This is a genomic window from Okeania sp. SIO2F5 (assembly GCF_010692685.1).
Lineage (GTDB): Bacteria > Cyanobacteriota > Cyanobacteriia > Cyanobacteriales > Microcoleaceae > Okeania > Okeania hirsuta.
The window spans coordinates 57,796-84,727 of sequence record NZ_JAAHGU010000015.1; the positions used below are offsets into that span (position 1 = coordinate 57,796).

21 protein-coding genes are annotated in these 26,932 nt (G+C 34.0%); 7 read left to right on the forward strand and 14 right to left on the reverse strand.

Annotation, left to right across the window (positions count from 1 at the left end; all coding sequences use genetic code 11):
* Window positions 1–25: 25 nt before the first annotated feature.
* Window positions 26–1,678 (reverse strand): CHAT domain-containing protein, encoded by a 1,653-nt coding sequence (locus F6K27_RS08870; RefSeq protein WP_287275014.1) that lies wholly within the window; start codon window positions 1,676–1,678, stop codon window positions 26–28.
* A 195-nt stretch (window positions 1,679–1,873) separates the two neighbouring features.
* Window positions 1,874–2,035 (reverse strand): hypothetical protein, encoded by a 162-nt coding sequence (locus F6K27_RS08875; protein ID WP_353735956.1) that lies wholly within the window; start codon window positions 2,033–2,035, stop codon window positions 1,874–1,876.
* Window positions 2,036–2,182: 147 nt separating this feature from the next.
* On the opposite strand from F6K27_RS08875, the gene F6K27_RS08880 reads away from it, so the two are divergent.
* Window positions 2,183–2,368 (forward strand): CopG family transcriptional regulator, encoded by a 186-nt coding sequence (locus tag F6K27_RS08880; protein ID WP_287275012.1) that lies wholly within the window; start codon window positions 2,183–2,185, stop codon window positions 2,366–2,368.
* A gap of 268 nt (window positions 2,369–2,636) precedes the next feature.
* Here the strand turns inward: F6K27_RS08880 and F6K27_RS08885 are convergent, their stop codons facing one another.
* Both F6K27_RS08885 and F6K27_RS08890 read right to left on the reverse strand, forming a co-directional pair.
* Window positions 2,637–2,981 (reverse strand): hypothetical protein, encoded by a 345-nt coding sequence (locus F6K27_RS08885; protein ID WP_287275010.1) that lies wholly within the window; start codon window positions 2,979–2,981, stop codon window positions 2,637–2,639.
* A 102-nt stretch (window positions 2,982–3,083) separates the two neighbouring features.
* Window positions 3,084–3,344 carry an HAD domain-containing protein gene (locus F6K27_RS08890; protein ID WP_287275008.1) on the reverse strand — a complete coding sequence of 87 codons (261 nt, stop codon included), beginning with the start codon at window positions 3,342–3,344 and terminating at the stop codon, window positions 3,084–3,086.
* 1,075 nt (window positions 3,345–4,419) lie between these two features.
* Here F6K27_RS08890 and F6K27_RS08895 point away from each other — a divergent pair.
* The 4 genes from F6K27_RS08895 (at window position 4,420) to F6K27_RS08910 (ending at window position 8,841) form a co-directional block, all read left to right on the forward strand.
* Window positions 4,420–6,288: a DUF6798 domain-containing protein gene (locus F6K27_RS08895; protein ID WP_287275006.1), complete on the forward strand. Its 1,869-nt coding sequence runs from the start codon at window positions 4,420–4,422 to the stop codon at window positions 6,286–6,288.
* 781 nt (window positions 6,289–7,069) lie between these two features.
* Window positions 7,070–7,327 carry a Uma2 family endonuclease gene (locus F6K27_RS08900; RefSeq protein ID WP_287275005.1) on the forward strand — a complete coding sequence of 86 codons (258 nt, stop codon included), beginning with the start codon at window positions 7,070–7,072 and terminating at the stop codon, window positions 7,325–7,327.
* Entirely contained in the window at window positions 7,327–7,566 is a 240-nt protein-coding gene (locus F6K27_RS08905) for a Uma2 family endonuclease (RefSeq protein ID WP_287275068.1), read from the forward strand. Before F6K27_RS08900 ends, F6K27_RS08905 begins: the two co-directional genes overlap by 1 nt.
* A gap of 396 nt (window positions 7,567–7,962) precedes the next feature.
* Complete coding sequence (locus F6K27_RS08910) at window positions 7,963–8,841, forward strand: DUF4058 family protein (RefSeq protein ID WP_287275003.1); 879 nt, start codon at window positions 7,963–7,965, stop codon at window positions 8,839–8,841.
* A 1,309-nt stretch (window positions 8,842–10,150) separates the two neighbouring features.
* Here F6K27_RS08910 and F6K27_RS08915 read toward each other — a convergent pair.
* Complete coding sequence (locus F6K27_RS08915) at window positions 10,151–11,140, reverse strand: glycosyltransferase family 2 protein (RefSeq protein ID WP_287275002.1); 990 nt, start codon at window positions 11,138–11,140, stop codon at window positions 10,151–10,153.
* A 730-nt stretch (window positions 11,141–11,870) separates the two neighbouring features.
* Between F6K27_RS08915 and F6K27_RS08920 the strand changes: the two genes are divergently transcribed.
* Complete coding sequence (locus F6K27_RS08920) at window positions 11,871–12,053, forward strand: hypothetical protein (protein ID WP_124146468.1); 183 nt, start codon at window positions 11,871–11,873, stop codon at window positions 12,051–12,053.
* An 82-nt stretch (window positions 12,054–12,135) separates the two neighbouring features.
* Here the strand turns inward: F6K27_RS08920 and F6K27_RS08925 are convergent, their stop codons facing one another.
* The 8 genes from F6K27_RS08925 to F6K27_RS08960 form a co-directional block, all read right to left on the reverse strand.
* Window positions 12,136–13,938 carry a hypothetical protein gene (locus F6K27_RS08925; RefSeq protein WP_287275000.1) on the reverse strand — a complete coding sequence of 601 codons (1,803 nt, stop codon included), beginning with the start codon at window positions 13,936–13,938 and terminating at the stop codon, window positions 12,136–12,138.
* Between the two features lie 756 nt (window positions 13,939–14,694).
* Entirely contained in the window at window positions 14,695–15,750 is a 1,056-nt protein-coding gene (locus tag F6K27_RS08930) for a cyclase family protein (RefSeq protein WP_124146466.1), read from the reverse strand.
* 416 nt (window positions 15,751–16,166) lie between these two features.
* The gene (locus F6K27_RS08935) at window positions 16,167–16,913 is read right to left on the reverse strand and encodes a thioesterase II family protein (RefSeq protein ID WP_124154872.1); all 747 of its coding nucleotides are present in this window, start codon (window positions 16,911–16,913) and stop codon (window positions 16,167–16,169) included.
* A 196-nt stretch (window positions 16,914–17,109) separates the two neighbouring features.
* Window positions 17,110–17,856 carry a thioesterase II family protein gene (locus tag F6K27_RS08940; protein WP_124146464.1) on the reverse strand — a complete coding sequence of 249 codons (747 nt, stop codon included), beginning with the start codon at window positions 17,854–17,856 and terminating at the stop codon, window positions 17,110–17,112.
* A 344-nt stretch (window positions 17,857–18,200) separates the two neighbouring features.
* Window positions 18,201–19,106 (reverse strand): dTDP-4-dehydrorhamnose reductase, encoded by a 906-nt coding sequence (gene rfbD, locus F6K27_RS08945; RefSeq protein WP_353735957.1) that lies wholly within the window; start codon window positions 19,104–19,106, stop codon window positions 18,201–18,203.
* Window positions 19,107–19,518: 412 nt separating this feature from the next.
* Window positions 19,519–20,067 carry a dTDP-4-dehydrorhamnose 3,5-epimerase gene (gene rfbC, locus F6K27_RS08950; protein WP_287274998.1) on the reverse strand — a complete coding sequence of 183 codons (549 nt, stop codon included), beginning with the start codon at window positions 20,065–20,067 and terminating at the stop codon, window positions 19,519–19,521.
* Between the two features lie 481 nt (window positions 20,068–20,548).
* Complete coding sequence (locus F6K27_RS08955) at window positions 20,549–21,409, reverse strand: bifunctional 2-polyprenyl-6-hydroxyphenol methylase/3-demethylubiquinol 3-O-methyltransferase UbiG (RefSeq protein WP_287274997.1); 861 nt, start codon at window positions 21,407–21,409, stop codon at window positions 20,549–20,551.
* Between the two features lie 186 nt (window positions 21,410–21,595).
* Window positions 21,596–23,551 carry a hypothetical protein gene (locus tag F6K27_RS08960; protein ID WP_287274996.1) on the reverse strand — a complete coding sequence of 652 codons (1,956 nt, stop codon included), beginning with the start codon at window positions 23,549–23,551 and terminating at the stop codon, window positions 21,596–21,598.
* A 554-nt stretch (window positions 23,552–24,105) separates the two neighbouring features.
* On the opposite strand from F6K27_RS08960, the gene F6K27_RS08965 reads away from it, so the two are divergent.
* Window positions 24,106–24,324, forward strand: a complete 219-nt coding sequence (locus tag F6K27_RS08965) for a hypothetical protein (protein ID WP_287284178.1) — start codon at window positions 24,106–24,108, stop codon at window positions 24,322–24,324.
* Window positions 24,325–24,472: 148 nt separating this feature from the next.
* Here the strand turns inward: F6K27_RS08965 and F6K27_RS08970 are convergent, their stop codons facing one another.
* Window positions 24,473–26,653: a biotin/lipoyl-binding protein gene (locus tag F6K27_RS08970; protein ID WP_287274994.1), complete on the reverse strand. Its 2,181-nt coding sequence runs from the start codon at window positions 26,651–26,653 to the stop codon at window positions 24,473–24,475.
* Window positions 26,654–26,932 lie beyond the last annotated feature (279 nt).

Here is a 26,932-nt window from a genome sequence, read left to right on the forward strand (position 1 = left end):
GTTCCGCAATTCTAACTTAGATTAACTAGCTAAAATCTTTTGTTGTTTCAATCACAAACTCAAAAGCTTGACCTTGAGAACTGCCAAATTTTACCAGTGTTCCGGATATTATGGCAACCTCATCACGATGGATTCTTTGCCAATCACCAGACTGATAAATTAAAGTACCAAAACGAGAAATATCTTTTAAGAAATAAGTAGGTGTAACCTGTTCCCCCGGAAAACAACGAGAAAAAATTTCAGCGTGTTTTTGGGAAACCCACCGCTCAAAAATCACCACATCATTTTCCTGAGAACGTCCAACCGCGATCGTACCAGGCCAAATAGGCCAAACCTGACTATTGTTGTCTTGAGAACGTAAAAAAGCTCTAGAAGTTGAGCTACCAATCCAAGTTGGAGAGTTAGTAGGTAGTTGAGTTACCAACTCATCGAAGAATTGAATTAATTGACCATTGAACTCTGGGTGCATATATAATACTGGTAAAGTCCAAGCTGGTTGATTAAATCTATAGAGAGTTAATAACTGTTGCCTAGCCACAGCTACTGCTTGATCTATCAACATTCCCTCTCTCAAGCATTGCGCAAAAACTTGAATAAAACTCAAAGCTTCTCCATCGGCAATTTCATCTCGCATCCCTAAAACTGCTGGTACTCCATGATGAATTAATACTTCTGCTAGACTACTGCGTGGTATTGCCTGTACTTGACCAGAAGATATATCTGTAGCTGGTTGCGCTCCCCAACAAGCATTGAATACTGCCAAGGTTACTCCATTGCGAACCAGAACTTGTGCTAATTCAGTACCATTGAGAGTAGTCTCAGGTGCTAAAAATAACCAACCCCCATCTGGGCCTTTTTGACCATGACCAGCATAAAAAAATACGTTATAAATTTTTTTATCTAGATAGGAAATTAATTCTTCTGGGGTCGGTTGAATTAATGTATCGACTCTGCAAGGAACAATAGAATTAACGCTGTGTGAATTTTGGTTTTTAATCTCACGGGGTTTCAACACCTCAGTTAGTCGAACTGCTTCTTCTTCTAGTTCTAATTTGGACAAAGTAGAAGATTGTCCTTGAAGGGCACTTTCCCCAATCACCAGCAGAATATTCAAATATCGGAAAGGTGGGCGAGGAGGTAAGGAATGAACGTCACTGGTAGTACGACTAAACAAAATTTCCCTACTTAGAGAAAAGGCAGGTAAGGCTATTCCTCGTTGCATGATTTCCCAGGGTAGGGCAATTAATTCGGGTGCGCGAATATCCAATCTTACTTGTAAGGGTAGTTCTTGGCCCATAGCAATACCTTCACTTTGGTGGAGACTTTGAGCAATTTTTCCTTGAAATAGCCACTGCCACAGGCTAATACCCAAATGTTGCATCAGGCGACTGGTACGATTAATTCTGACATTGGAAGCAGGGGCAGGATAAATATTTGGAGTTGATGCTAAGGCTGGTTGAGGTGTACCGATGGGAATAGCAGGTAAGCTTTGGGGAGAGAATACTTCTAACCAAGCTTCCCAAGCTTGTGACAAAGTTTCTGGCCACATTTGGTCGTGGTGGACATATCCCCGTTGTAAAGGAGCCTGCATCACCCAGGTGGCAAAATGATTAGCTTCTGGGATATTCAGGCGAGCGATCGCTATATTTAGGCAAGGACTTTCTGCTGGGAAAGGCATTCAATTTTTTCTAAACTATATATTAATGTACTGAAAGAAATCTATGCTAGTTTAACTATACTATTTTAGGTCTTGAGCCTTCATTCCATCTTTAAATAGCTGTTGGGGACTCCCATTATAATCTCCGGTTTAACGGGAGAGAACTTCACAACGAGACATCTATAATTTATTTATACAGAAAATGTGTTTTTTCCATTAATTTAACGTGAAAATTTCCACCCCTTCTTCTGTGACAGTGACAGAATGTTCAAATTGGGCTGAAAGTTTTTTGTCTTTGGTAATTACAGTCCAGCGATCGGCTAAGGTCTTAATATTGTGAGTTCCTTCATTGAGCATGAGTTCAACAGTAAAAACCATGCTAGGACGTAACTTTCATGGCCAGATATGAAGATATATTTGCTAGACTTTGCTATCATATAGTATTGTGGTAAAGCATAGCACAACACAAATTAGTCAATTATTTGTATGCTTAATATCAGATAAATTAAGTATTAGGTGTTGAAAATGGGCGGAAAAACAGATTTAGATAGAGTTGTAGCTTATATTCCTCCAGAGTGGAAAAAAGAGTTAGAGAAATGGGCAAAAGAGGATGAACGTTCTGTGTCTTGGTTGGTGGGTAAGTTAATTGAGCGAGGTTTAGAAGAACATCGAAACCATCAAAATTCTGAGAAAGTAGTTAATACGCATTAGACATCTCCAGAAAAGAGGGAGTAGGTATTCAACAATTAATAATTAATAATTAATAACTAATAATTACCTCTTCTTTTCAAGGAGAGGATTGACGCGGTAGGGAAAATTTTTTCTTCTCTTGGTCGATTGGATATTACGAGGAGACTTAGCCATGCCTCGACCGCTTTTTTCTCCTTTAAATAAGAGGCTTTAAACCTTAATTATTGGGTAATTAAGAAGTCAGAAGTAATACTGTTCTACTAATATGAAGTAATGTAGTTATCCTAGTTCAACTTGCTAATAAATAAAGTTCTAAAGCTAATGCTGCTGATGCGTCAAAGCCATTATAAGCATCAGTAACAACTATTTGAGTATCAGGGGGATAATGTTCTGGAATATCATCAATTGCTACCCATGAATCTCCTAAACAATTGTTATGTATTAAAAATTTAACTACTTCTTGATGTCGAATATATTCAAACTGATGGATAATTTCTGGATCTAAAAAAGGCTTCATTAATTGATAATTGATAATGGATAATTGATAATTACCTCTGGTTAAAACCGCTCTTGATTGAATATAAGGAAATATTATTTCTTTTCTTGGTCGATTGGATATGGTTAGGAAACCCATCCATCCCACTCTTCAGGAAGCTCCGAAGATCGACCGCTTTTTTACCCTTAAAAGGGGAGGCTTCAAGGCGTGAATTATTAATTATTAATTATTAATTATTAATTATTCGGTAAATCCAACTACTCTCTCCCGAAAATCTGGAGAAAATAAAGACTGAACAAATTCAAAGGTAAATATTTCTCTCCATGAAGATGAGATGACAACTAATACTCCTGGATATAGTTGTACGATATCTTCAAATAGTTTTAAACAAATTGGATCGAATTGAAGATAATTTTCTTTGTATATTGGGGAATTAAAGTTTTTTTCAGGAACTAGAACACCATCAATATCTAGGAATATCCACATCTTATATCGTTTCATTAAAGTCAGTAGTCGTAGGCATTCAGCCGTCAGCTATTAGCTATCAGCTATTAATATTGGGACAGTTCATTAATTGATAATGGATAATTGATAATACCATTTCTCAAAAGTATTGCTACATCTCCTTGAGAGTAGGGAGTAGGGAGTAGGGAGTAGGGAGTAGGGAGTAGGGAGTAGGGTTAAAAGACATAAGATATTTCATTTTAATACCGATAATCTTTACAAACATTACTGAATCATTATTATTACTTAATAACTGAAGTCCCATCGGGACTATAGCATTATTTTTGGGAATTGGTATAATTACCTCTGGTTAAAACCGTTCTTGATTGAATATAAGGAGATATTATTTCTTCTCTTGGTTGATTGGATATGGCGAGGGGACTAGCTCTTGACAGAGCTGCTCCGCTAACGCCATCCCTCAACCGCTTTTTTCCCCTTAAAAGGGGAGGCTTAAAGGCGCGAATTATTTAATTATTAATTATTAATTATTAATTATTCGGTAAGAGTAATTGAGAAATTGAAGAATAATAAAAAGTTACTGCCAAAGTCTCCTTTCTCAACCTTAGAAATAATTATTCATTATTAATTGCTGATATAGCAATGAGCGCTGGTATATTTACAAATTGCAAGATGGGCCAAATAGCTAAAAGTCTTATATGATCAGCAATTTATTCCCCCTGTTGCCTGTTGCCTGTTGCCAGATGAGCTGCGCACAGCGCTATAGTTGACTGCTAATGGCTGAATGTTTACCCAAAAAGACACTTACTTTTATATGTCAGTGCTTTTAGATTTAATCAGCAAACCCTAAATATTTATCAAATTAGATATTTTTCTGACAAAAACACTATATGTACGATAGTGCTATAGTTTTTATCCGCTATATATAGTGCATTGACCTAATTCCTGTTTTAATTAGTATAACCAGCTTATAGACAAAAAAATGTTCTACTGCCTGTATATTGATTCATTATTCTTTTTTCTATAACAAATGCGATATAGTTGGCATTTTTTTCTATCCTTATTTATTTTTATAATTCTCGGTTCATTCATCACCAGAGGATACACTTTTCCGGTGGGAAATCATTACACTCATGTTCCTCAAATTAAATCAATGTTGCATCCTGAACTATATAATAATGATTACTATGTTCAGGAAATGTTGAAGTTTACTCCCAGATATTACTATCAATATTTAGTTTATTTTCTCAGCAAAGTTACTGGTAGTATTTCCCTGACATATTTGATTTATTATCTAATTTCTTTTATTAGTTTTATCTGGGGTTTATCTGCAATTAGTAAATTTTTTACTCCTTCCAAGTTATCCGCAGCAATTTTAATTTTTTTAAGTTTAACAGCTTACACTTTAGTTGGATATTTAGAATTTTTTCCCAATACTCCTATACCTGCAACTTTTGCTATGAGTTTAACAGTTTGGGGGATTTATTTCTGTTTTCGGCAAAGATGGATAATTGGTTATTTATTTTTCGGTATCGCTTCAATTTTACAATTTTTAGTTGGTGTTTTGCCGGGAATAATGATGATACCTATTATGTTTATTGAGGCGATAAAAAGTCGGCAGTTGAAGCAAGTCGTTTTGCCGTTCATTATTTTATTTGGGTTTGCAAGTTTAGTTTATCTGCCAATGTTATTAACTGGTACGACTAGCACTGATAAATTGAGTAATGAAGAATTTGTTTTCATCTACGGTTGGGTAAGAAATCCTCATCATATTATTCCTGCTTATTGGAATTGGAAAATTAGGCTGGATTTTATTTGTTTTATTTTGGGTGGATGTTTGTGTATTCACAAAGTTGATGTTGCTAAATCAGAAGATTTTTTACAGAATTCGGAAAAAGGGAAAATATTCTTCTTCAGAGCTTCTGGGAAAGGAGGGGAAGTAGGTAAGATCAAGGAGATAAAAGGAAGGAAAAAAGATTTAATTTTTACTAATGCAAAATGTCTAGAGAAATGGAAGTTTTACCTAATTATTGCAGAGTCAATTTTTGCTTTGTTTTTGGGTTATATTTTTGTGGAAATTTACCCACTGGCTTTATTTGCTAAATTGCAGTTAGCGCGAACTGTTCCTTTTGCTCAATTGATGATATTTATTGCTGTAGGTATTTTGCTCAGTCAGTTATATCAACAGGGTAATTTAGGGTTTGGTTTACTATTGATAATATCTCTAATTCTGCCTGTGCCTTATCAAGGAATTTGCTTTTTTCTTTTATCGGTGGGATTGTTTTTTTGGGAGAAATGGAGTTACAAATTAGTAGTCTGGTTAATAGTTTTAGCTGGATTAATATTTTTCCTATGGCAGTCACGGATAGATTCAAATTTTAATCATTTATTGGCAAAATCAGGTTTATTTTTGGTGTTAATATTTCCGTTTGTTTTGGATGAGGTTGATTTAGCAGTCCCTTGGAAATATTTAATTACTTATAGTTTGGCTGGAGTGACAACTTTAGTATTTGTTTTAGGATTATTTGAGGCATTGCCAGGAAAAATTTTAGAGGTATTTCAACAACAGGTAAAGTTTAACAGAGTTCCTCAAGATGAAGTGACAAAACTAGCTTTAAGATTTAGACAAATTAGCGATAAAAACGACATAATTTTAATTCCTCCATTTGTGTCAAATTTTCAGTTTTTTTCTGAGAGGGCAGTTATTGTTGACTTTAAACATTTTCCTCAAACAGATAGCGGAATTAGGGAGTGGAAAAATCGGATGGAAGATGTTTTTGGCGTAGATTTGAATGATAAATTAGCAGTGGGTGCGATGGAAATTTTGTTTCCACAACAGACGGGAAAAGAATTAGTTAATGTGGCGAAAAAATATGGCGCTGAATATATTTTGACTAGGGTAGAATGGCATGGAGATATTGAGGGGAATATTTTGGCTAGAGAAGGAGAATGGGTAATTTTTCAAATAAATTTTCAGCCGTAGATGTGAGTTTAGCAAATAATTTATGAGTTTTAATCCAGACAATTATTTCAGTATATTTAGGATAAGTAAAAGGTGCTTCATTAATTGATAATCGATAATTACTTCTGCTTAAAACCGTTACGGAGTTGAATATAAGGAAATATTATTTCTTCTCTTGGTCTATTGGATATGACGCAGGTTTCCTCGCCGTCCCACCCTTCAGGAAGCTGCGAAGATCGACCGCTTTTTTCCCTTAAAAGGGGAAGCTTTAAACCAGAATAATTTAATTATTAATTATTTGGTAATACCTAGCAATTGGTAATTGATGATTACTCCAGATAATTTATATAGTAGAAGGAAGAAGGAAAAATCTTACTTTGTCTGAGTTTTAAGTTTTTTATCTGTCCTCATTTTTCCTTAAACTCCTGTACTAATTATCTCTTAAAGCTGCATCTATAATTTAGGTACTCAGTAAGCATTCAGCCGTCAGCTATTAGCTATCAGCTATTAATTTTGGAAAAGGTAAAAGTAACCTTTGAAATTGAGGAAAGAATAAAAAGTTACTGTCAAAGTCTCCGGACTCAATCTGACAAGTAATTATTCATTATTAATTGCTGATAGCTGACTCCTGATAGCTGAATACTTACATATTAACTATAGTCAAATCACAGAATAAATTATTAATTGAGATGAAATATATATGTCAAATATTACAGTCAAAGACTTAGAAGTATTGCAAGATAATCTTAATCAAGTAGGCTTAGATTATCAGTTATAATTAGACGAATAAAAAATATTAGTTATGAGCCCGTCAGATATTTTTTCTAGTGAAATTGGCGTTCGTTTAATAGCTTCTCTTTATAACTGGGTTTATCCACTTCGTCTCGGACGCTTGTTTGATTCTAGTGCTGGTTTTATTATTTCAGATACTAATTTAAAAGTACCTGATGTTTCCTTTGTTCATGCTGAACGTCTGAATAAAAGCATTCGTTATTTTGGGGAAATAGTGCCAGAATTAGTCCGTCAGATATTTTTTCTAGTGAAATTGGCGTTCGTTTAATAGCTTCTCTTTATAACTGGGTTTATCCACTTCGTCTCGGACGCTTGTTTGATTCTAGTGCTGGTTTTATTATTTCAGATACTAATTTAAAAGTACCTGATGTTTCCTTTGTTCATGCTGAACGTCTGAATAAAAGCATTCGTTATTTTGGGGAAATAGTGCCAGAATTAGTAGTAGAAATTAAATCTCAAAGCAATAGAATCAAACCTTTAAAACAGAAAATCAAGAAATATTTATAACTGGGGGTACGACTAGGAATATTCATAGACCCCGACGAAGAAATAGTAATAGTTTATCGTTGCGATAGTGAAGAAATTGAGTTAAAAAATGGAGATAAGTTAACTATTCCTGAACTTTTTGGTAAGTGGGAATTGTCTATTGTTGAACTTTGGCCGTCAGTGTTTGATGAAGAGGAATAAATTTTGTTACAAGATATTTATAGACTACTTGAGTTTGCCATAAAAGATTAAGGAATGAAGGCACTACAAAACTTCAGTATTTAATGAGAACTCAAGATGCTCAAAAACCTTTTTTATTCTGCCTTCTGTCCTTAGCATCGGCACTTTGCCACCAGAATAATTCCTAACGCCAATCTATTAAGGTACTTGTACACCAACACTGAAAAACTAATACTTATGACTATCAAAAAAACAGTGAGACCCTTATTTTCCCTACTTATTCTTCAACTAGCTGTTGCCTTACCTGCTACAGCAACTGACCAAATTCTCTACCTAAACTCAACCCGTGGACCTGGTACTGGTAGCTTAGGCAATTTCCGCAGTACAATTGCCGACTTTATTGATAACTATGAAGATGGCAATGTATTTGATGTTGATTTTGTTCAAACACACGTTTCAGGAGACTTAGCATCTTTTCTAAACGCTAAACCCATTGACTACTATGACCAAATTTGGTTCGATACAACTATCCATAACTCTTCCCTTCTTAGTGCAGCAGACTTAGAAGCTCTCAATACATGGTCAGCAAACAAGCAACCAGAATTCATTCTTGATAGCTCCTTTTTCATCCGCAACAGAACAAGTAATACCATGAGTGCTTCTGCAGGAAACCTAACTGTTAACCAAGCTTTAGCACTACAAAATGCTGGGGGTGGTATTTTCATTGGCACAGATCATAATAGTTTTGCCCACACAGCTAACCAGATTCTGACTAACTTTGGCTTTGATGAGTTGTTTACTGGCACTCACATCATTACCTCAACTCGTCCTTTTGCTCATCCTCAAATGCCAGATGTTGCTTATGGTGTTGCTTTGACTCGTTCCCACGCTAAATTTATAGATATTTGGCCTTTAACTTTGCAAGATTTATTGCCAACTATTCCTATTCCGTTGCGATCGCCCGATTCAGATGTTGTCCTTAACTTATCTGCTGCTTTTAATGAGATTTATGATGAGGCAGCTTATGATTTATCTATAAATTACACGGAAGCACCACCCCCACCTATTTTGTCTGAGGTAGAAAAGCAGTGGGTAGAAAATTTATTCGGCAATTGATATTTGTTGGATTTAGTTTCCTCAACTCTACCTACAAATAATAATTTGCTATATTTGTATTATTTCGCATACCACAAAATTGCCAATTTATCAATCAGCCAAAAAATCAGGAGAGAAAAATTAGTCATTCATCCCAGAGAAATTTAGAGTATTTGCCTCTAAAAATAACGAAATCATAGTTATTTGCAGCTTCAAAATTACTTTAAGCAATAACTATCCTTTGGATTTTTATGTAGTATATACCATCATACAATTAAGAGCAAGGGCTAAAAATATTGAAATCTCGTTAACTACTTCAGACAAATTTTTTGCTTTTTTGTCATCAAGCCCTGACAAACTTAAAAATTTTTAAACTAAAAGACTAAAACTTAAGCAATAACTTATTTGTCAGAGGCAGAAAAATCAAGGAATAATTAGGGTTTGCTGAAAAAGTATTTTTTAAGGAGTAGGGGAGTGGGGGAGTGGGGGAGTAGGGGAGTAGGACAAGGCCGTTTCATTCTCGATAGACACGGGAACGCACCAGACACACCAGACACGGGGATGAAGGCTTTGAATTTATGATTAAAAGTTGACTTTTCACCATTTTAGTCAGAGCAAAAGGGGCGCTTATTGACTGAAAAAATAGAATTTATAGAGGAGGTAGTCAAATATGTTTGTAAGAGTTATTTTTCTGTAATTATTCTGCCTTTTATGCTAACTTTTTGAGGGTTTTAGTCTGAAAATCTGGTACTTTTTTCAACTAAAAAAATGCTTTAACTTTGTAAGCATTCAGCCGTCAGCTATCAGCTATCAGCTATTGCTTTTAGTTGATGATAAAAGCTTTATTAATTCTTTTACTAAAAAAGTTTGCTCCCTTGGCCTTAAAGTCTATATTAATTTAAACACTTTCCCATAAGATAGAGTCTTGCTGCTGACAGCTGACAGCTAATAGCTGTTTGCGCAGCATTCCGTAGGAAATGCTTACTTAACTTTTATCTATCAATGCTTTGATATTTAATCAGCAAGCTCTAATTATTCCTACTAAGAACACATAGCTAATCTAACCAAAAGTACAATAGCAATAACAATATAGATTATGATTTTTTGCTGCCTAGTTTTTCCACCTCGAAAAAGAAAATCTCTCAAAGCTGTAAAATCATAATTCTGACTTTTACTTGGCGGAATGTGGGTTTAAACCGAATGAATTAACTGTCAATTATCTATTGGTAAAAAACTTGTTGCATGGTAAATGGTAATAAGCAAAATTTTCTCAATTATTCTTCCTTCTTCCTTCTTACTTCTTCCTTAAATACGCACTCTACAAAATTTGCTAAATTATTCTTTCTTCTTCCTTCTTCCTTCTTCCTTCTTCCTTAATTTCTAGCACTTCACAAATCTGCTGATCCACATAATCATCATCGACATTTCGAGTTATTAATTCTGCCAAAATTCCTAAAGATATTAACTGTACGGACAGAATAATACATAATATTCCAAATAAAAATAAAGGGCGAGTACCTATAGGTCGAATCTCCATAAACCAAAGTACAATTAAATAACCTAAAGATGTCATTCCCATAGCACCGAATAATAATCCTAAACTTCCAAACAAATGACCTGGTTTATGTAAATAATGAGTAGTTGCTAAAACCGTTAATAAATCAATAAATCCACGAGTATAACGTTCTAAACCATATTTAGATTTTCCCTGTTTTCGCCGATGATGTCTGACAGTTACTTCAGTAATTTTAAATCCCAGACTATGAGCTAATACAGGAATATATCGATGTAATTCTCCATAGACTTTTATGCAGTCTAAGACTTCTTTTTTATAAGCTTTTAATCCACAGTTAAAGTCATGTAATTTTACTCCAGTTAAAATTGATGTAACTCCATTAAATAATTTCGAGGGTAATGTTTTGGAAAAAGGGTCGTTACGATGTTTTCGCCATCCAGAAACTAGATCGTATCCTGACTCTAACTTTTCCAAAAATTTAGGTACTTCTGCCGGGTCATCTTGTAAATCTGCGTCTAGAGTAAAGATAATATTTCCTGTAGCTTTTTTAAATCCAGCAGATAAGGCAGAAGATTTGCCAAAGTTTCTTCTTAATCTAATTCCTTTAATTTTTTGGGGATATTTTTTGATTAATTCATTAATCTCTATCCAAGAGCGATCGCTACTCCCATCATCAACAAAAATTATTTCATAACTATTAATTTCGGCTAAATTCATTACATCCAAAATTCTCTCAAACAAGGGTTTGATTGTAGCTTCTTCGTTATAAACTGGAATCACAAAACTGAGGTATGTACTTTTCAATGTTCAATTCTAATTATTAAAAAGGGAATAGGGAATAGTGAAGAATAGAAAGCAGTATTAAATACTAGCAAACAACATTTAGTAAAGGAGCATCTTGCTTCCACTGTTTCATCCACCAATATAATCACAATAAACTACTATAATGTACCACCACTATTAAAACTATATTGATTGGTTAAAATTATCCAATCTTGACAAGTATTAAATGTAACATAAACTAGCCTAAGATTTATCGCCAATATATTTCCTAACCAACTTTTTCTTTGCTATAAAATAATTTTTTTTTAATTACAACTATTTTCACTTGATACTTAACTTTTTTGGGTAATACTCCTTATAAAATATTAGCCTAATAAAAATATGATTGCTATATGAACGAAAAAGTTGTGGAGCTAATAAAGCAAATGAAATCCTTTGATGATAAAGTTCGTCGCAATGCTATAGCGGACATAGGATTTATTTTTAGAGATGTATTTTCTGAAAGTATCTAGATATGAAATATTTGAGTTATTTGAAGGGATGCTATCTCCAAATTTGATAGATTTTTTTTCGATGAAACTGAATTATATGAGATTGTAGTTTGTATTCAAGAAGAAATTGAAGCAAGGAATAAAGAGACAGGAAGTATAGCATTAGTAATAGGTGTAATTCTGCTCAGACTGGTTTATTACCCCTAGTTATAGGTATCAAAAATAGTATTGAAAAATTGAATTTAGGTGACTTAAATCAAGTGTTAATTTCGTTGGGAAAGTTATTATTTTTTGATAATAGTTTAAGTGATAATGAAAAAAAAGATATAGTTCTGAAGAATGAATTAATGAGTAAAATATTGGCTAAAATTATTTCAGAAACACCAACATATCACGATCGCTTACTAGAAACATATACACATTTAATATCTCGTTTTATTTGATGATGGAGATGAAGAAACAGACAGACTATGACAAGCATTAAGTGGTTAAACAAAATTAATTTAATTGCATATATCTAAAATATCAAAAACCAAAATTATGTTGATTATTTAAAGCTATCCAATCTTGACGATTTTTCAATTTCACATAAGCTGTTAAAATCTCCTGCTGTGAGTCTTGAATATTTTCTATATTTTTGACTTTTGAATGTCTTGAGTGCCTCTTACATTCTGAGGTATCCTCAGAATTACACACTCGCTTTTGACTTTTAACTTCGATATATCCTTTCCAACCTGAAAATTCATATTCTGCTCCTAATAATTCTGCTACATCAGCACGAGGAAAACCTGACATCCCAAAACCTTTAACTACATTTTCTTGATTCAAAATAACAATACATTTAACTTCAAAAATCTCTTCATTTTTAACTTTTGAGTGTCTTGAGTGTGTCTTACATTCTGAGGTATCCTCAGAATTACACACTCGCTTTTGACTTTTAACTTGACTAACCCATCCATTTACTCTAGCTGTAGTTGGAGAAAATTTAGTCACAGTATCAAAATATCCCTGCAAGTTTTCTGGGAGTTTTGCAGTTAATAAATTAGAGTTAATTTTTTTATCTAAATTAGCGCAAAAATTATCTTGTTTTATATCTCGATGAAAAGGTACTAAACCATCAGCTTTTAAAGCATCCACTAACCCTAAAAAAGCAGCAGGTCGGTTACCTACTTTTTCTTGAATTAAAGTCGGATCGGAAATGTCAAGTTGTAACGATAATCCTACTAAAGGTTGATAAGTTGCGCGATGAGCAATTTCTCTAAAAGTTTCCGTACCTACTCGATACATTAATATAGTTAAAACAGTCAAAACTGCCACCAATGGCATAACAAAATACCACTGTTTTTTGAGAGTAAGTTGCTGTTGTTGGAGCAATAAGAAAATTAGGATAATTAGACTTAACCAAAATAGAGAAGGTAGAGTAGCATAACGAGAAGCGATCGCTTGTTCTATTCCAAAACCAGAACGACTAACTGCTGCCATTAAAGCGGTGCCAAAAGTATAAATTATTATTGATAACCAAGGCAACCAATCTTGAGGATAAATTACAAATAACCAATAAATTAAAAATATTCCTGCTAAAACTAATCCTACCCAACCTATTGCGGAAGCGACGGGAATATTATGAGTAAAAATTGCTCCTAAATAAACAGGAATGTAGGTAACTATATCAATAAAATTCAGTTTAGATAATGAGGGATGATGAGAGGGTGTTGTGTAGGTTAGCAAATAAATGCCTATTACTAAAACAGAAAAAAATAGATAACAGATAGTAAATTTTTTGGGCAATTTATATAGAATAGCAACTGCACATAATATCGGCAAAATTCCTAGAGCGGTACTATAACTAATACATCCTAAAATTCCCAAAATTATACTGGCAATAGCAAATCTATTTTGTTGAGATTCTAGTAATTTTTTTACACAAAAGATTGAAGCAATAACAAATAAATTAGCAATTACCCAATGTACTCCACTATATCCGCGCATCCAGTTATGAGCAGCAGCAGGGGTAAAGTTAAAAACTGAGATGAATAAAATTAATAATAAAAGTATCGGACGATATTTTGTGAGAGTATTAGCTACTAATGCAATTAACAAAATTCCCTGAGCAACAGCTAGGAAAAATGTAGCTAGACACAACCCAATATTGGAACCTTTAGTAACAACAATATTCAGAGCATAAATTATGGCAGGAATTAAGACAAAATGTTCGTTTGCTCGAAACATCCAGTCAAAAATATTGCTGGAAAAACCATCTATAGAATAGATATTTTTAATCATCCACCAATAATCAAAATTTAGCAATTCCCCTGCTTTAGATATCATAAATAGTACATAGAAAGCTGGGAGGAAAATTACAATGGTAGCGATAATTATAAAAATAAGTTCTGACTTTTTTTTGACTAACATAAATCGGAAGGAAAGACACGAATTTTTGCACGGATGTACAGATTAATTTGAAACAGGTTAATATTTGCTACCCTACTTATATAGCCATTTCAGTTTAGATTGAGACGAGGGTTTCTTGCTGTGAAATGGTTTCATTCTTATTTGAAATTATAATATAAAATTGATAAGTGTTGGCTACAAATAACTAGGATATTTCTTAGGAGTCAGTCCTCAGGAGTCAGAATGAATGGCTTTAATAACAGTTTTTAGGTCTGAATTTATCTTTTTAGTCCAAGAGACATCTCCTATAAAGTATTTTAATTGCCCTTATTATTGATAACATTCTTTTTTCAAATTGGTATAATACCAAGGGCGAAAAAAGAATGCTATGGCACTACAAGAATTGGTTAAGACATTTTTCAATCGTATTTGCGGAGCGTTTCCCCAGGAAAAAACCTTTTCAGCTTACTATTCCCTGTTCCCTGTTTCCTAGCGCGTAGCGCTATACAAAAAGCTGCATCTTGATCGGAGATCCTTAAAAAGAGTTACTCCAATTTATTTTAGACAACTATCTCTATAATTTTTTCCTTTTTTTTCAATATTTATTCCTGTAGTAATAGACATCTCCAAGAATAAAAAATAAAATTAATTATCGCACTCTTATTCATCAATTAGTTTCCCCTACTCCCTAAACTAATAAATAGCGATAGGATTAGCAGGCGAACCTGTTGCACCTTTCATTTTTAGAGGAGCAAACACAAACATAAATTCGTAAACTTTATCTTCTATTAATTGACTAACATCCAAGTTCTCAAAAATAGTAATACCGTGCTTAACTATCCATTCAATATGACAATCAGCAGGTCGATTTGGGTCTTCACCAGGAGCAGCTTCAGTTCCCCAAGTATCTGACCCTACCATCGCTATTTTTAATCTAGATAAATAACGACAGCTAGTAATACCTGGTCCAGGTCGTCCAGAATTAAATATTTGACGATTTTTAGCTTTTTGTTCGGGATTCAGACTATCCCAGTCTTTTCCCCAATACTTACCATGACCTGTATAGAAAATAACTACATCCCCTTGTTTTATTGGAGTTATTTTTTGTTTTTTTATCGCTCCTTTAATATCATTAATAGTAATAATTCCTGAGTCATTTTTACTCTTACCTTGGGGAACTGGTAAACGTTCAACTCCTCGATAATTAGCAATATCTAATAACACTCCCCGCGTCACATATCCTAACTCTCCAATCTTTTCTACTCCTAATTTATTTAACCCGTAGGATGTGCCAAAATCTTCTAAAAAATTACCATTATAAAAATAATTTCCTTGAGAAGTATTAACGCCAATATGACCTAAACCATCAAATTGAGTACCAACCTGACCTAACTCAGCCATCACATATTCATCATTAACAATAATGTCATTTTCTCCGGGAAATTTATAAGTTGGTAGACCGGGAATTATTAATTTCCAATTACGTTGTGCAAATACCGGAGCATCACTTTGATAAACTTTGCCAAGAGTAGCTACTTTACCTTTTTTGACTAATTTTAGAGATTCTAAAACTTTTTTATTACTAATCCAATTAACTGAACCTACTTCATCATTTTTTCCAAAAATTGAAGGACTCCATCTATCTCTCAAAGGGAGTTCGTCAGCTATACTTGAGGATGAAAAACTAGAGAGAGTTGATAAGATAAAAATAAGTATTATGGTAAATTTGAAGTAATTAGGAATTTTCATTTTTTTTAGGGAATCGGGAATCGGGAATCGGGAATAGAAATTAATTTTAAAGTAAGCATTCAGATATTAATAGTCAGCTCTTCCTAGGTCATGCTATACAAACAAGTTTTTTCATTAACGAACCAAGCATTTGCTTAACTTATACTACATTTTACTACATTTTCAACCAGATAATTGAAGCACAAGAAAGAGGAACTTGAGTTGTTAACTAAAGGTAATAAGGCTAATAGCTTACCTTTTAAAACTGTAGCTTACTATCCACACAAAGTGCTGTAATTCAAGGAACATTAAAGAAATAAGAAATAAGGTCTTAAGCTTCCAATTTTTAAGGGGATAGAAAAAATAAAATTCCCTATTTCAAGTCTTCTATTTAAGCTGGAAGCACTGATAACTGATAACTGATAACTGAAATTGCCTCACAGAAATTTTAAGATTGTCTCAATTAAAGTTTTCGGTTCCTTTTGGAAAAACATATGACCTCCTGGAAATTCATGTAAGTCAAAAGAACCGAGAGTATGGTGACTCCATTCAAATAATTCTTCATGGTTAAGTTCACCATCATTTTTACCTCTAAAACTAACTATGGGAAATTGAAAAGGAGGTTCACCAGATTCAATATATGTTTCGTGGAGAGTGAGGTCTGCTCGTAAAATTGGTAAAAATAATTCTATTAGGTCTCGGTTTTGTAACACTGCTTCTGGAGTACCACCGTAGTCACGAAATTTAGACATTAAAACCTGGTCTGACTTTTGATGAACTGGGTTATCAATGGGAATATGAGGAGCGTAACGACCTGAAATAAATAGACATTTGGGAGTCGGGAGTTTTTTCATTCGCAGTTGATGAGCTACTTCAAAACAGACTGCCGCACCCAGACTATGCCCGAAAAATACAAAAGGATATTCTATAATTAGCGGTTTTAATGCTTGAGTCAATGGAGGTAAGAGATTGTCCCATTTTGTAATCAGGGGTTCTTTAATTCGAGTTTCTCTTCCTGGTAGTTGTATGGCACATACCTCTATATTAGAAGGCAAGTATTTTCCCCAGAGACGAAACAAGGAAGCACCAGAGGCAGAAGGGTGAAAACAGAATAAACGTAAAGTCGGTTGAGAAATCGGTTGAAATATTTTTATCCAAGGAGAGGGAGTAATAGTGGTATTCATTGGCAAATTTATTAGCTCTAAATTGGTATAATAAAAAATCTGGCTGTTAATGAGTAAAAAAAATGTGGACTTTATTTGATTCTCATTCCTTAGATGGTTAGATATACATTTTTTCTAACTTCTTGAATTGTCTTATTTTTAAGAAGAAGTAATTGTTAATTGTTAATTTTTCAACTGCAACCTAACACTCAATACCCTACAGAAATTTTAAGATCGTCTCAATTAAAGTTTTCGGTTCTTGTTGGAAAAACATATGACCCCCAGGAAATTCATGTAAGGCAAAATTACTAATAGTATGCTTTTCCCATTCGGATAAATATTGCAAGCTAACTTCCAAATCATTTTTACCTCTAAAAGTAACGATCGGAGATTCTAAGGGTGCTTCAGGAAAATACGTATATTTTTCATTGAGGGTAAAGTCAGCTCGTAATACAGGTAAAAACAATTCCATTAGCTCTTGGTTTTGTAAGACTGCTTCAGAAGTACCGCCGTATTCTCGCAAAGTGGAAATTAACTCTTGGTCAGATGCTTGATGACGTAGGTTATCAATGGGAATTTGAGGAGCGCGACGACCAGAGACAAACATATATTTAGGAACAGGAAGTTTTTCCCTGCGTAGTTTACGAACCACTTCAAAACTTATTAATGCACCGAGACTATGCCCAAAAAATACAAAGGGATGTTCTTCAATTAAGGGTGACAAAGCTTGAGTCAGTGGAGGTAAAAGATCATCCCATTTAGTAATCAGAGGTTCTTTAATCCGAGTTTCTCTACCTGGTAATTGTATGGCGCAGACCTCTATATTTGAAGGCAAGTATTTTCCCCAAAGGCGAAACAAGGAAGCTCCAGCAGCAGCAGGGTGAAAACAGAAGAAACGTAGAGTAGGTTGAGAAATCGGTTGAAATATTTTTATCCAAGGAGAAGGAGTAGTAGTAGAATTCATTAGACAAATTTATTAGCTCGAAATTGGTATAACAAAAAACTCTAGCTGTTGACGAGTACATTTTTCAATACTTACTCCACCCGTGGGTTTCAGATACAAAATCTGCAACGTTATAGTTTTTGCTTACTAAGAACTATATAGTTTTTTTGAGTGAGCCTGGTGTGACTCTGTGGAAAATATTGTTATCTAGAGAGAGGGAGTGATAGTTGGATTCATTAACTGCGGTCAGGACTTCCCTGCCTGAAGAATCCCCCGTTCGTCATGTCGCGTAAGCGCAACGTCAGGAGTATGTCAATCTGTACTGCCAATTTAACTTCTAAATTCTAAATTCTAAATTCTAAATTCTAAACAGCTAACTGCTTTAACATTTGCCTCAAACTATCTTTCCAATAAGGAGAATGGTTCCCCAAAACTTTTGAGATTTTTCCACTATTCAAAACTGAAAAAGCAGGTCGTTTTGCTGGAGTTGGATATTCGGCAGTAGTAATGGGAACTACTCGTTTTACTTCCAAAGGAAAACCCAGTTGTTTTGCTTCCTCAAAAATAGTCATGGCAAAATCGTACCAACTAATCGCTCCACTATTTGTATAGTGATAAGTTCCATAGGTTTCCGAATTGAGGTGCGGAATAATTTTAGCGATCGCCTCTGCTAAGTCTCCCGTCCAAGTTGGACAACCGACCTGATCGTAGACAACTCTTAATTCTTCCCTATCTTTACCTACCCGCAACATGGTTTTGACAAAGTTACCTTTTCCATAAGTTCCATAAACCCAAGCTGTTCTAATAATAATATGATTAGCTTCTGTTTCTCGAATTGCTTCTTCCCCAGCTAATTTAGATTTACCATAAGTTCCGAGGGGGTGTGTCGGGTCGGTTTCTATGTAAGGGGTGCTTTGACTACCATCAAAAACATAGTCAGTGGAAATGTGGATTAAGGTTGCTCCTAATTTTTTAGCCTCTTTTGCCATAATTCCAGGAGCAATACTATTTACAGCATGAGCTAATTCTGGTTCACTTTCAGATTTGTCAACTGCTGTATAAGCTGCGGCGTTGATAATTATTTCTGGTTTAACTTGGTCTATAAGTTGGGAGATAGCATTGGAGTCTGCTAGGTCTAAATTTTCTCGTCCTACTGCGGTTACTTCTCCTATTTTTGTGAGGAGGGGTTGTAGTTGACTTCCTAGTTGTCCGTTAATACCTGTTAATAAGATTTTCATTTGTGATTTTTGATGATTCTGAGTTTTGAGAATTTTAAGTTTGAGAATTTGCTGATTTTCATTTTGTCTTTGAGTAAGTAGTTCGGTAAAGTTCCGCCTCTCTGAACAATAACTTCAGCTAGAAAGTTTCCCCAAATATTCTAATTTTTCAATCCATAGTTTTGAGAATTTTAAGTTTGAGAATTTGCTGATTTTCATTTTGTCTTTGAGTAAGTAGTTCGGTAAAGTTCCGCCTCTCTGAACAATAACTTTAGCTAGCAAGTTTCCCCAAATATTCTAATTTTTCAATCCGGAGTTTTGAGAATTTTACTGTTTGATAATTTGCCGATTTTCATTCCGCCTTAGTATCAAGTTAGGTGAAAAAGTTCAACTCCAAGCAAAATCATTCTAGCAACTAACTTTTCCAAAAATATTCTGACTCCTGACTCCTGATTCCTGACTCCTCTTATACAAACAAATCAGCATCTTTTAAAGTTGTACCAGCTTCATCTTTTTTAGATAATTTAACCTCAATTCCATCTAAAGGCCAATCAATTCCAATCTCTGGATCGTTCCAAATAATTGAACGCTCATATTCAGGTGCATAATAATCAGTAGTTTTATACAAAACATCAGCAGTTTCAGACACTACTAAAAAACCATGAGCAAAACCAGGGGGCACCCAAAGTTGTCGTTTATTTTCTGCACTTAAAAGATAACCTACCCACTTACCAAAATTAGGAGAATTTTTCCGAATATCTACAGCAACATCGAATATTTCTCCCACAACTGTTCGTAATAATTTACCTTGAGCTTGTTGAATTTGATAATGTAAACCTCGAAGTACACCTTGACTAGAACGAGAGTGATTATCTTGTACAAATTCCAGATTTACTCCTGTTTTTTCTGAAAAATTGCGTTGATTAAAACTCTCCATAAAAAAGCCACGTTCGTCTCCAAAAACTTTTGGCTCTATCAGCAATACTTCTGGGATTTCTGTTTGAATTACATTCATTTATATGACCTCAATTTATTTATAGGTAGTAGGTTTTAGGTTTTAGGTTTTATGTTTTAGAGTTAATATATAGCAACCGCCTAAGCAGTTAGAACATATCAAAAGCTTAAAACTCAGACAACGCCAGATTTTTCCTTCTATCCTAGATAACTAAAACATTCTTCCTTCTGTTATATTCACAATTAAAAATTCCATAGATATATAACTTTATCTTGTCTATTTTGTCAACCTTTTTTTCCCTGATACCAACCGTGAAAAAAGAATGCTTAACTTAGGCGACATTTCAATTATTAAGTAATTAACACAGACTGAATAACTTTTTTGATAATTACCACCCCAGTTATTGTTAATTATTCTGATGTTTATTTCCCCTCCTGGGAGGGGTTAAGGGTGGGTTCCCTCTCTATACGGAAGTTGCATGCAACGTCCCTACCTACTCCCCTACTCCCCTACTCCCTCACTCCCTTGCTTTTTCTTTCCCCTACTTTTTCTTTCCCCAAGCTTCTAATTCTCCTATCCACAGAGAAAAAACTAATTTATGGAAATTTAGCGTTCGAGCAATTCTCAGTAAAAAGGAGAATAAAGTTGGCTGATAATATTTGAGTCGATCAAATATATATTCCACACTCATAGAATTATTGGTTGGCTTTGATTCTACATCAGAAAATCCACTTTTTTCCAAAGCTAATTTTATCGTATCAAGGGAGAAATAAGTCAAGTGTTCAGCTGGTTTATAGTGATACCATAAAGATCCTAATAATTTATGCCAAAACCCTCCCAAATTAGGAGTAGTAATAAAAATCCATCCTCCCGGTTTCAAAAGTTGATAAGCTCCTGTTAGTTGAGCAATAGGGTCTGTTGTATGTTCAATCATATCTTGCAACATAATCAAATCAAAAGAATTAGGTTCAAAATTATGATTAAACAAATCTCCTTGATATACAGATAAACCCCTATTTTTAGCAAACTTTACTGCATATTTTGATACTTCTAAACCTTGAGGATTATCCCATCCTAAATCTTTTGCTTGCTCCAAACAATCACCTAAAGCACAACCCACATCTAATAATAAGCCTTGACCAGAAAGTTTTGTTTCAGCCTTTAATAAACGTTTGCGAAAAGTCTGGCTATTAATTTTCATCCCTTGGAAATAATTAGAATATCCTCCTTTAGGAAAATCGTTATTATAATAATCTTCCTGATAAATTGCAGTAGGATTTACTGGTGGATTATTATCCCATACCATACCACATTCAGAGCATTTTGCTAATAGATAATCATCCCCTGCTTTGTAGTAGTTAAATTTATTTGTATGACATAAGGGACAATGATTTTTTTGCATAATATTTGATGAAAATTACTTCTGTTAAAATTACATCTAGATAAATATATTGCCAGGGATTAAAATCCCTGGCTCACAGCTAAAGTCCTCTGCAGAGTACTCCATATTTTCAGTCCCTTTTAAGGGACTTCAGCTATGAACCATGAAATTTATTTCATGGCTATTTTAGAGGTTATTGTTATCTTTTCAACTCTCTTCTACCCTAACTTTTACTTCATCATTTAATTTGACAAATTCTTGTTTGTCAGAGTTATAAACCCAAGCTTTAATTATATTTTCTCCCATGGGTAAAGATTTAGCTGAAAATGTTACTTTCCATCTCACTTTACTATAAAGTTTTGACTTCATAATTTTAGCAATATCATTACTCTCTAAGTTGACAATGGCATTGGCAAAAAAATATTGATTCTCGCCAGAAGAAAGTAATACTAAGTTAGGTTGTTTTTTTCTATCTGGTCTAATTGCCCAACCTCCTAAATTTATAGTTTCGTCACCTTGAATAATTAGAGGTTTTGCAGTTGTTTGAGGATTATCTAAATAACCATAATTTTGTTTTGGTTGTTTGATAAATTCCAGATTTTGAGGAAATTCTCGCCATCCTAATTTTTCCATAATTTCTGCACCTTGTCTGACTAACCAAGTTTTACCATTCATTAATACTAAACAACTATCTGGAGATTCTCTGATAAATTCTGAATCTGCTAAATAGTTAATTATTTCTAGACATTCTTTCCGACTTTCTATGTAGGGAAAACTTAATTTTACATTCCTCACAACATACACCGAGTTGATCGTCATAATTCCTGTCATTGCGACAGCTAAAATTTTATATATTGATAAATATTTTTGTTGCTCCTGTACAAACAAAGCTAGGAGATATATTAGAGAGATAATTAATAATATTGATGTGGTTGTATATCGGGAAGAAATCATTGCATTTTCGATTCCATATTCTGCTCTACCTACAGAAATAGATAGAGCAGAAATTAGAGAAAATGTACCTATTGCCAACCAAGGAATGGTTTTCTTTAGAAAAAAATCTAAATTTGTTAATAAAGGTGCATCCAAAGTTTCTAAAGATTCTGGAACAGAAATTCTATTTCCTCTGAATTTCCAATTCATTGCTTCGGGTAGAGAACTTTTTATTCCTAATTCTTGACTTTCTTTTTTCAACAAAATTTTATTGAGAAAGTAATATGTAAAAAATAGGAAACCAGAGAATAATGTTAATCCTGTTAAAATTGCCGATATGGGAAGTCTGACTAAAGGTAAGCCTAAAACTGCTAAAAAGTAATTTATTATCAAAAATGGTTGTTCTGTAAATAAAAATGGTTTTGGTTCCCGAATCGGATTGAAGTTAATTGCGTAGATAAGAGATGAAAGTATAAAGAGCAAAATCCAGATACTTAGTCTACTAATTTTTTGTTTTAGTTTGCCTTCTATAGATAATATTGACGGAATTAAAACCAGCCAAGAAAGTAATCCTTGTATTAATGTAAAACTTCCGATTAAACAAAATATTGCTGCTAGAAATATTCTGGTTTTTACGGATAAATTATCTAAGGCGTGAATAAAATATACTGCCATTATTAGACATAAGTTTGTCAGAAACCAAAATAGGGTAAATCCCCATAACCAGTTTTGATGTTGTACTAAGGAAAATAAGAATAAACAACTTAAAATATTTGCTATATGTAGGATATTTTTGTTTTGATTCTGAAATTGAATTTCGGCTATTTTGCAAATAGCAAAAAATGTGATGATGACAAAAATTACGCTACAAATTATTTCGGCTTGAGTGTTCCATTTAGTGGCAAATGCTAAGGCGGTAATGATTAATTTTGGTATTAATATTCTGTGATGTCCGTGTACTGTGAAAAAGTCAAAAAATGTGGCATTTCCTTCAGCAACTCGCTCAAAGATAGGGGTTAATCTCCATTGATCCCAGTAGGGAACGTTGACACTAAAATTACCGAGAAACCAAAGGAGTAATAAGACTGGGAAAATATAGAGAGTTAGTAATAATATTTTGGTTTGGGAAAATATTTTTCGCATTATTGGGAAGTGGCGATCGGCAATATTATAGGTGTAGGTTGGGTTTCGTTCCTCAACCCAACTACTGACACTTATACAATAAAACAAACCACATCTGTATCTCTTTTCTCTATTCGTTTAATGTTAGGTTTCACTACCGTTCAACCCAAGCTACAATCTACTTTTAACATTATTAGAAAATTGGTAGATAGCTTTTTTTGGAAATATTACCTTAAAGCGAAGTTGAAAGTCCTGTTTCTTTAGAGCTATGCAGCAATAGAGATGAATAAAATTTTTATTTCTGATTTGCTAAAAGCTTACCTCTGGATTTTCTCGGCAAAAACTCCTATTCCTATATCCGCAACAAAAGGGAAGTGAGCAAAAATTCCTATTGCGTATGTGCCAATAGAGATGAATCAGATTTTTATTTCTGATTTGCTAAAAGTTTACCTTTGGATTTTCTCGGCAAAAACTCCTATTGCGTATGTCGCAATAGAGATGAATAAAATTTCTATTTCTGATTTGCTAAAAGTTCGCCTCTAGATTTTATCGCTCAAAATTCCTATGGCGATATCCGCAACAAAAGGGAACTGAGTCTAAATTCCTATTGCGTATGTCGCAATAGAGATGAATAAAATTTCTATTTCTGATTTGCTAAAAGTTTGACTCTGGATTTTGTCGGTAAAAGCTCTGGAGGAATGTTCCAGAAAGTACAAGGGTTTTGTGGTCGCTATAGCTCTAAAAAGAAGTCCCCTAGAAAGTGTCACTGGGGAAGTAGACTTCTAGGGGATACTGTTCTCAACTTTGGGGAGAAGAGGCGATCGCTCACTAAAATTTTTGTTTTATTAGTCGGACAAATAGACCAGACCCAACATTGTTAAGTCGAAATAATTTTGACAATATTTATTGATGAGATGAAATATTAAAGAAGCGATCGCTTATCATTTACCTACTCCTGAATTCTAAATTCTAAATTCTAAATTCTAAATTCTAAATTCTAAATTCTAAATTCTAAATTCTGACTCCTAGTTAATTAACATTAGTCAAACTCTTAAACTTGCCAGTAAATCTGTTAAAGAACAACTCTAAAACCGTCCGCTTACCAACATTAATATTTGAGTTAATTGCCATACCATTCTGCAAACCAATTTCCAAATCATTCTCATTATCCAGAACAAATGTTTGCCGTTCTAAATCAATTGTAGTTTCAAAAGAAAAATAAGGTCTTCCTGCTTCTTGGTCTGGTGGAATAGCATCATCACTAATAGAAATAACCTCCCCAGTTACTGTACCAAATTCATTAGCTGGTAAAGCTTCAACTTGCACTTCTACAGGTACACATTCCACATCACTTAAACCTAATTTTTCTCGGTTTTCTTTCAGTTCCGGACAAGCACATTTTTTACCTGGTTCACATTCAATAACTTCTCCACCAGCTAATTCTTGGTCGTGATAAGGTTCTAATTTTTTCCGTTTATCATTTAAAGCTTTTAATACTAAAGCAATATCTTTATTCTGAATATAAACTACCGCTTCTAAACCTTCATCATCATCCAATACTGTCAACAATGGTTGAGTTTGTTGTGCCTCATAAGACGCATCTTCACATCTTTCTGGTTTAATATCCCCAGGTTTCAAGACATCATTAATTACATATTGACAAATAGGGTCAGTTTTTATATCTAGAGAAGACTCTTCTTTACTAACAGGTTTTAAATCAAAAATAACCCCAGAAACTGGTGCTTTTAAAACTTGATTATCACGAGTTTCTTCTAACTTTTCAATCTGAGCATTAACTTCAGTTAGTCTCTTTTGGTTATCAAGTTTTAGACGAGTAAATTGAGAATCTATTCTGGCAATTTCCCTTCCTTCATTTTCAGCAATTCTGGCATAAAGTTCCCTTGCCCAACCATCTCTAGTATTTTTTAACTGTTCTTTAGTTCTATTAATAGCCACATTTAAACGCTGTTGTTCTAACCTAGCGCGTTGTATTTCTGCTTGACGAGCTTTGACTTCTCCCTCTCTAGCATTAATATCAGACCTGCGAGAATTTATTTCTCCTTCACGAGAATTTATTTCTCCTTCCAATATATTAATATCAGACCTGCGAGAATTTATTTCCCCTTCTCTAGCATTAATGTCTGATAGGCGAGAATTTACTTCTCCCAATCTAGTATTTATTTCTCCTGCTCTTGCTTGAATTTGGTCTTGTTGCCTTAAAAGCTCACTTTCTCCTCGGAAAACTTCTTGTTCCTGACGTTTTTTTTGTAGTTCAGCGATCGCTCCTTCTTCTACTAAAGGAGATATTTGTCCTAAAATTTCTTGGTTAGATCCTAATACTTGTTCTGACTTACTTAACTGTCCTTTAGCCAGGTTTAATTGCTCTTGAGAATATTGTAGTTGTTCCTGAGTATTTTTCAGTTGTTCGTTAGCAAACTTCAGTTGTTTCTCTGTATTATTTAATTGTTCGTAAGCATAAGTTAGCTGTTGCTTACTATTATTTAATTGTTGTTTGGCAAACTGTAATTGTTGTTTGGCATATTGCAATTGGTCTTGAGCTACTCTTAATTGTTCTCTAGCTGCTTCTTCATCTTCTTCTGCTTGTTGAAGTTGTTTTTCTAGCTCTGTAATTTGCAATTCTACAGCAGCTACACGAGAATTATATTCAGCTTTGTAGTTTACATATAATCCTTGCAAACTAGAGTCAACATTAACAAAACCACCTCTATTTAGATAAAGCTCATTAATCAGAGCGCGGTATGTTTGATTTTCTGATATTCTAGTTTGTCGCTCTTGAGCTAATTTTTGTAAATCTGGAGGTAAAGCTGTAGGAACTTTACCATTTAGTACCTCTTTATAAAACTGATTTTCTCTTTCTAGAGTGTCTTTTAATTCTTTAGCAGAACCTAAATCTGCACTAGGAGCAGTAGGACTAAAAGTTAGTAATGGTTGATTTTTTTCCACGCGATCACCATTTTCTACATGGAGTCTAACTACATTGCCACTGGTAGGAGCTTGGACATCTATGGAACCATCTTTTAATTCTAATTGACCAGTCGCTGGTACTGCTTGGTCTATCTCAGCAAAGTAAGCCCAAATTATTGCTGAACTGGTAATTATCATTATCATCCATAAAAATAGTCTAGATAATATAGCTGGTTTCTCTAGAATGACTGGTTGTTCGTTTAATGATGTAGATTGAGTATTCATTTTGTTTTTAATTTTTTAGTAGGCAGTAGGCAGTAGGCAGTAGGCAGTAGGAAAGAATCAGGGAAAATGGAAGTTATAGAGAAGGTGATCATTAATTAGGGAGTAGGCAGTAGGGAGTAGGGAGTCAGAATAAATGGCTTCAATATCATTTTTTAGGTCGTATAGCAGAAGACAGAAAGAAAAATCTAGCCTTATCTGAATTTTAAGCTTTTGATATGTCCGTGCCATTTGCTTCGACTGATATATTAACTATTCTTACTAATTATTTATCATTTTTTC

Bases quoted from the DNA above. Each gene is read 5' to 3' on its own strand.
- F6K27_RS08885 (WP_287275010.1), bottom strand. From the start codon at position 2,981: ATGGGTTTCCTAACCATATCCAATCGACCAAGAAAAGAAATAATATTT.
- F6K27_RS08925 (WP_287275000.1), bottom strand. From the start codon at position 13,938: ATGATATCTAAAGCAGGGGAATTGCTAAATTTTGATTATTGGTGGATG.
- rfbC (WP_287274998.1), bottom strand. From the start codon at position 20,067: ATGAATGTAATTCAAACAGAAATCCCAGAAGTATTGCTGATAGAGCCA.
- F6K27_RS08970 (WP_287274994.1), bottom strand. From the start codon at position 26,653: ATGAATACTCAATCTACATCATTAAACGAACAACCAGTCATTCTAGAG.
- F6K27_RS08930 (WP_124146466.1), bottom strand. From the start codon at position 15,750: ATGAAAATTCCTAATTACTTCAAATTTACCATAATACTTATTTTTATC.
- F6K27_RS08940 (WP_124146464.1), bottom strand. From the start codon at position 17,856: ATGAATTCTACTACTACTCCTTCTCCTTGGATAAAAATATTTCAACCG.
- F6K27_RS08935 (WP_124154872.1), bottom strand. From the start codon at position 16,913: ATGAATACCACTATTACTCCCTCTCCTTGGATAAAAATATTTCAACCG.
- F6K27_RS08875 (WP_353735956.1), bottom strand. From the start codon at position 2,035: ATGGTTTTTACTGTTGAACTCATGCTCAATGAAGGAACTCACAATATT.
- F6K27_RS08890 (WP_287275008.1), bottom strand. From the start codon at position 3,344: ATGAAACGATATAAGATGTGGATATTCCTAGATATTGATGGTGTTCTA.
- F6K27_RS08910 (WP_287275003.1), top strand. From the start codon at position 7,963: ATGACTATCAAAAAAACAGTGAGACCCTTATTTTCCCTACTTATTCTT.
- F6K27_RS08880 (WP_287275012.1), top strand. From the start codon at position 2,183: ATGGGCGGAAAAACAGATTTAGATAGAGTTGTAGCTTATATTCCTCCA.
- F6K27_RS08900 (WP_287275005.1), top strand. From the start codon at position 7,070: ATGAGCCCGTCAGATATTTTTTCTAGTGAAATTGGCGTTCGTTTAATA.
- F6K27_RS08870 (WP_287275014.1), bottom strand. From the start codon at position 1,678: ATGCCTTTCCCAGCAGAAAGTCCTTGCCTAAATATAGCGATCGCTCGC.
- F6K27_RS08955 (WP_287274997.1), bottom strand. From the start codon at position 21,409: ATGCAAAAAAATCATTGTCCCTTATGTCATACAAATAAATTTAACTAC.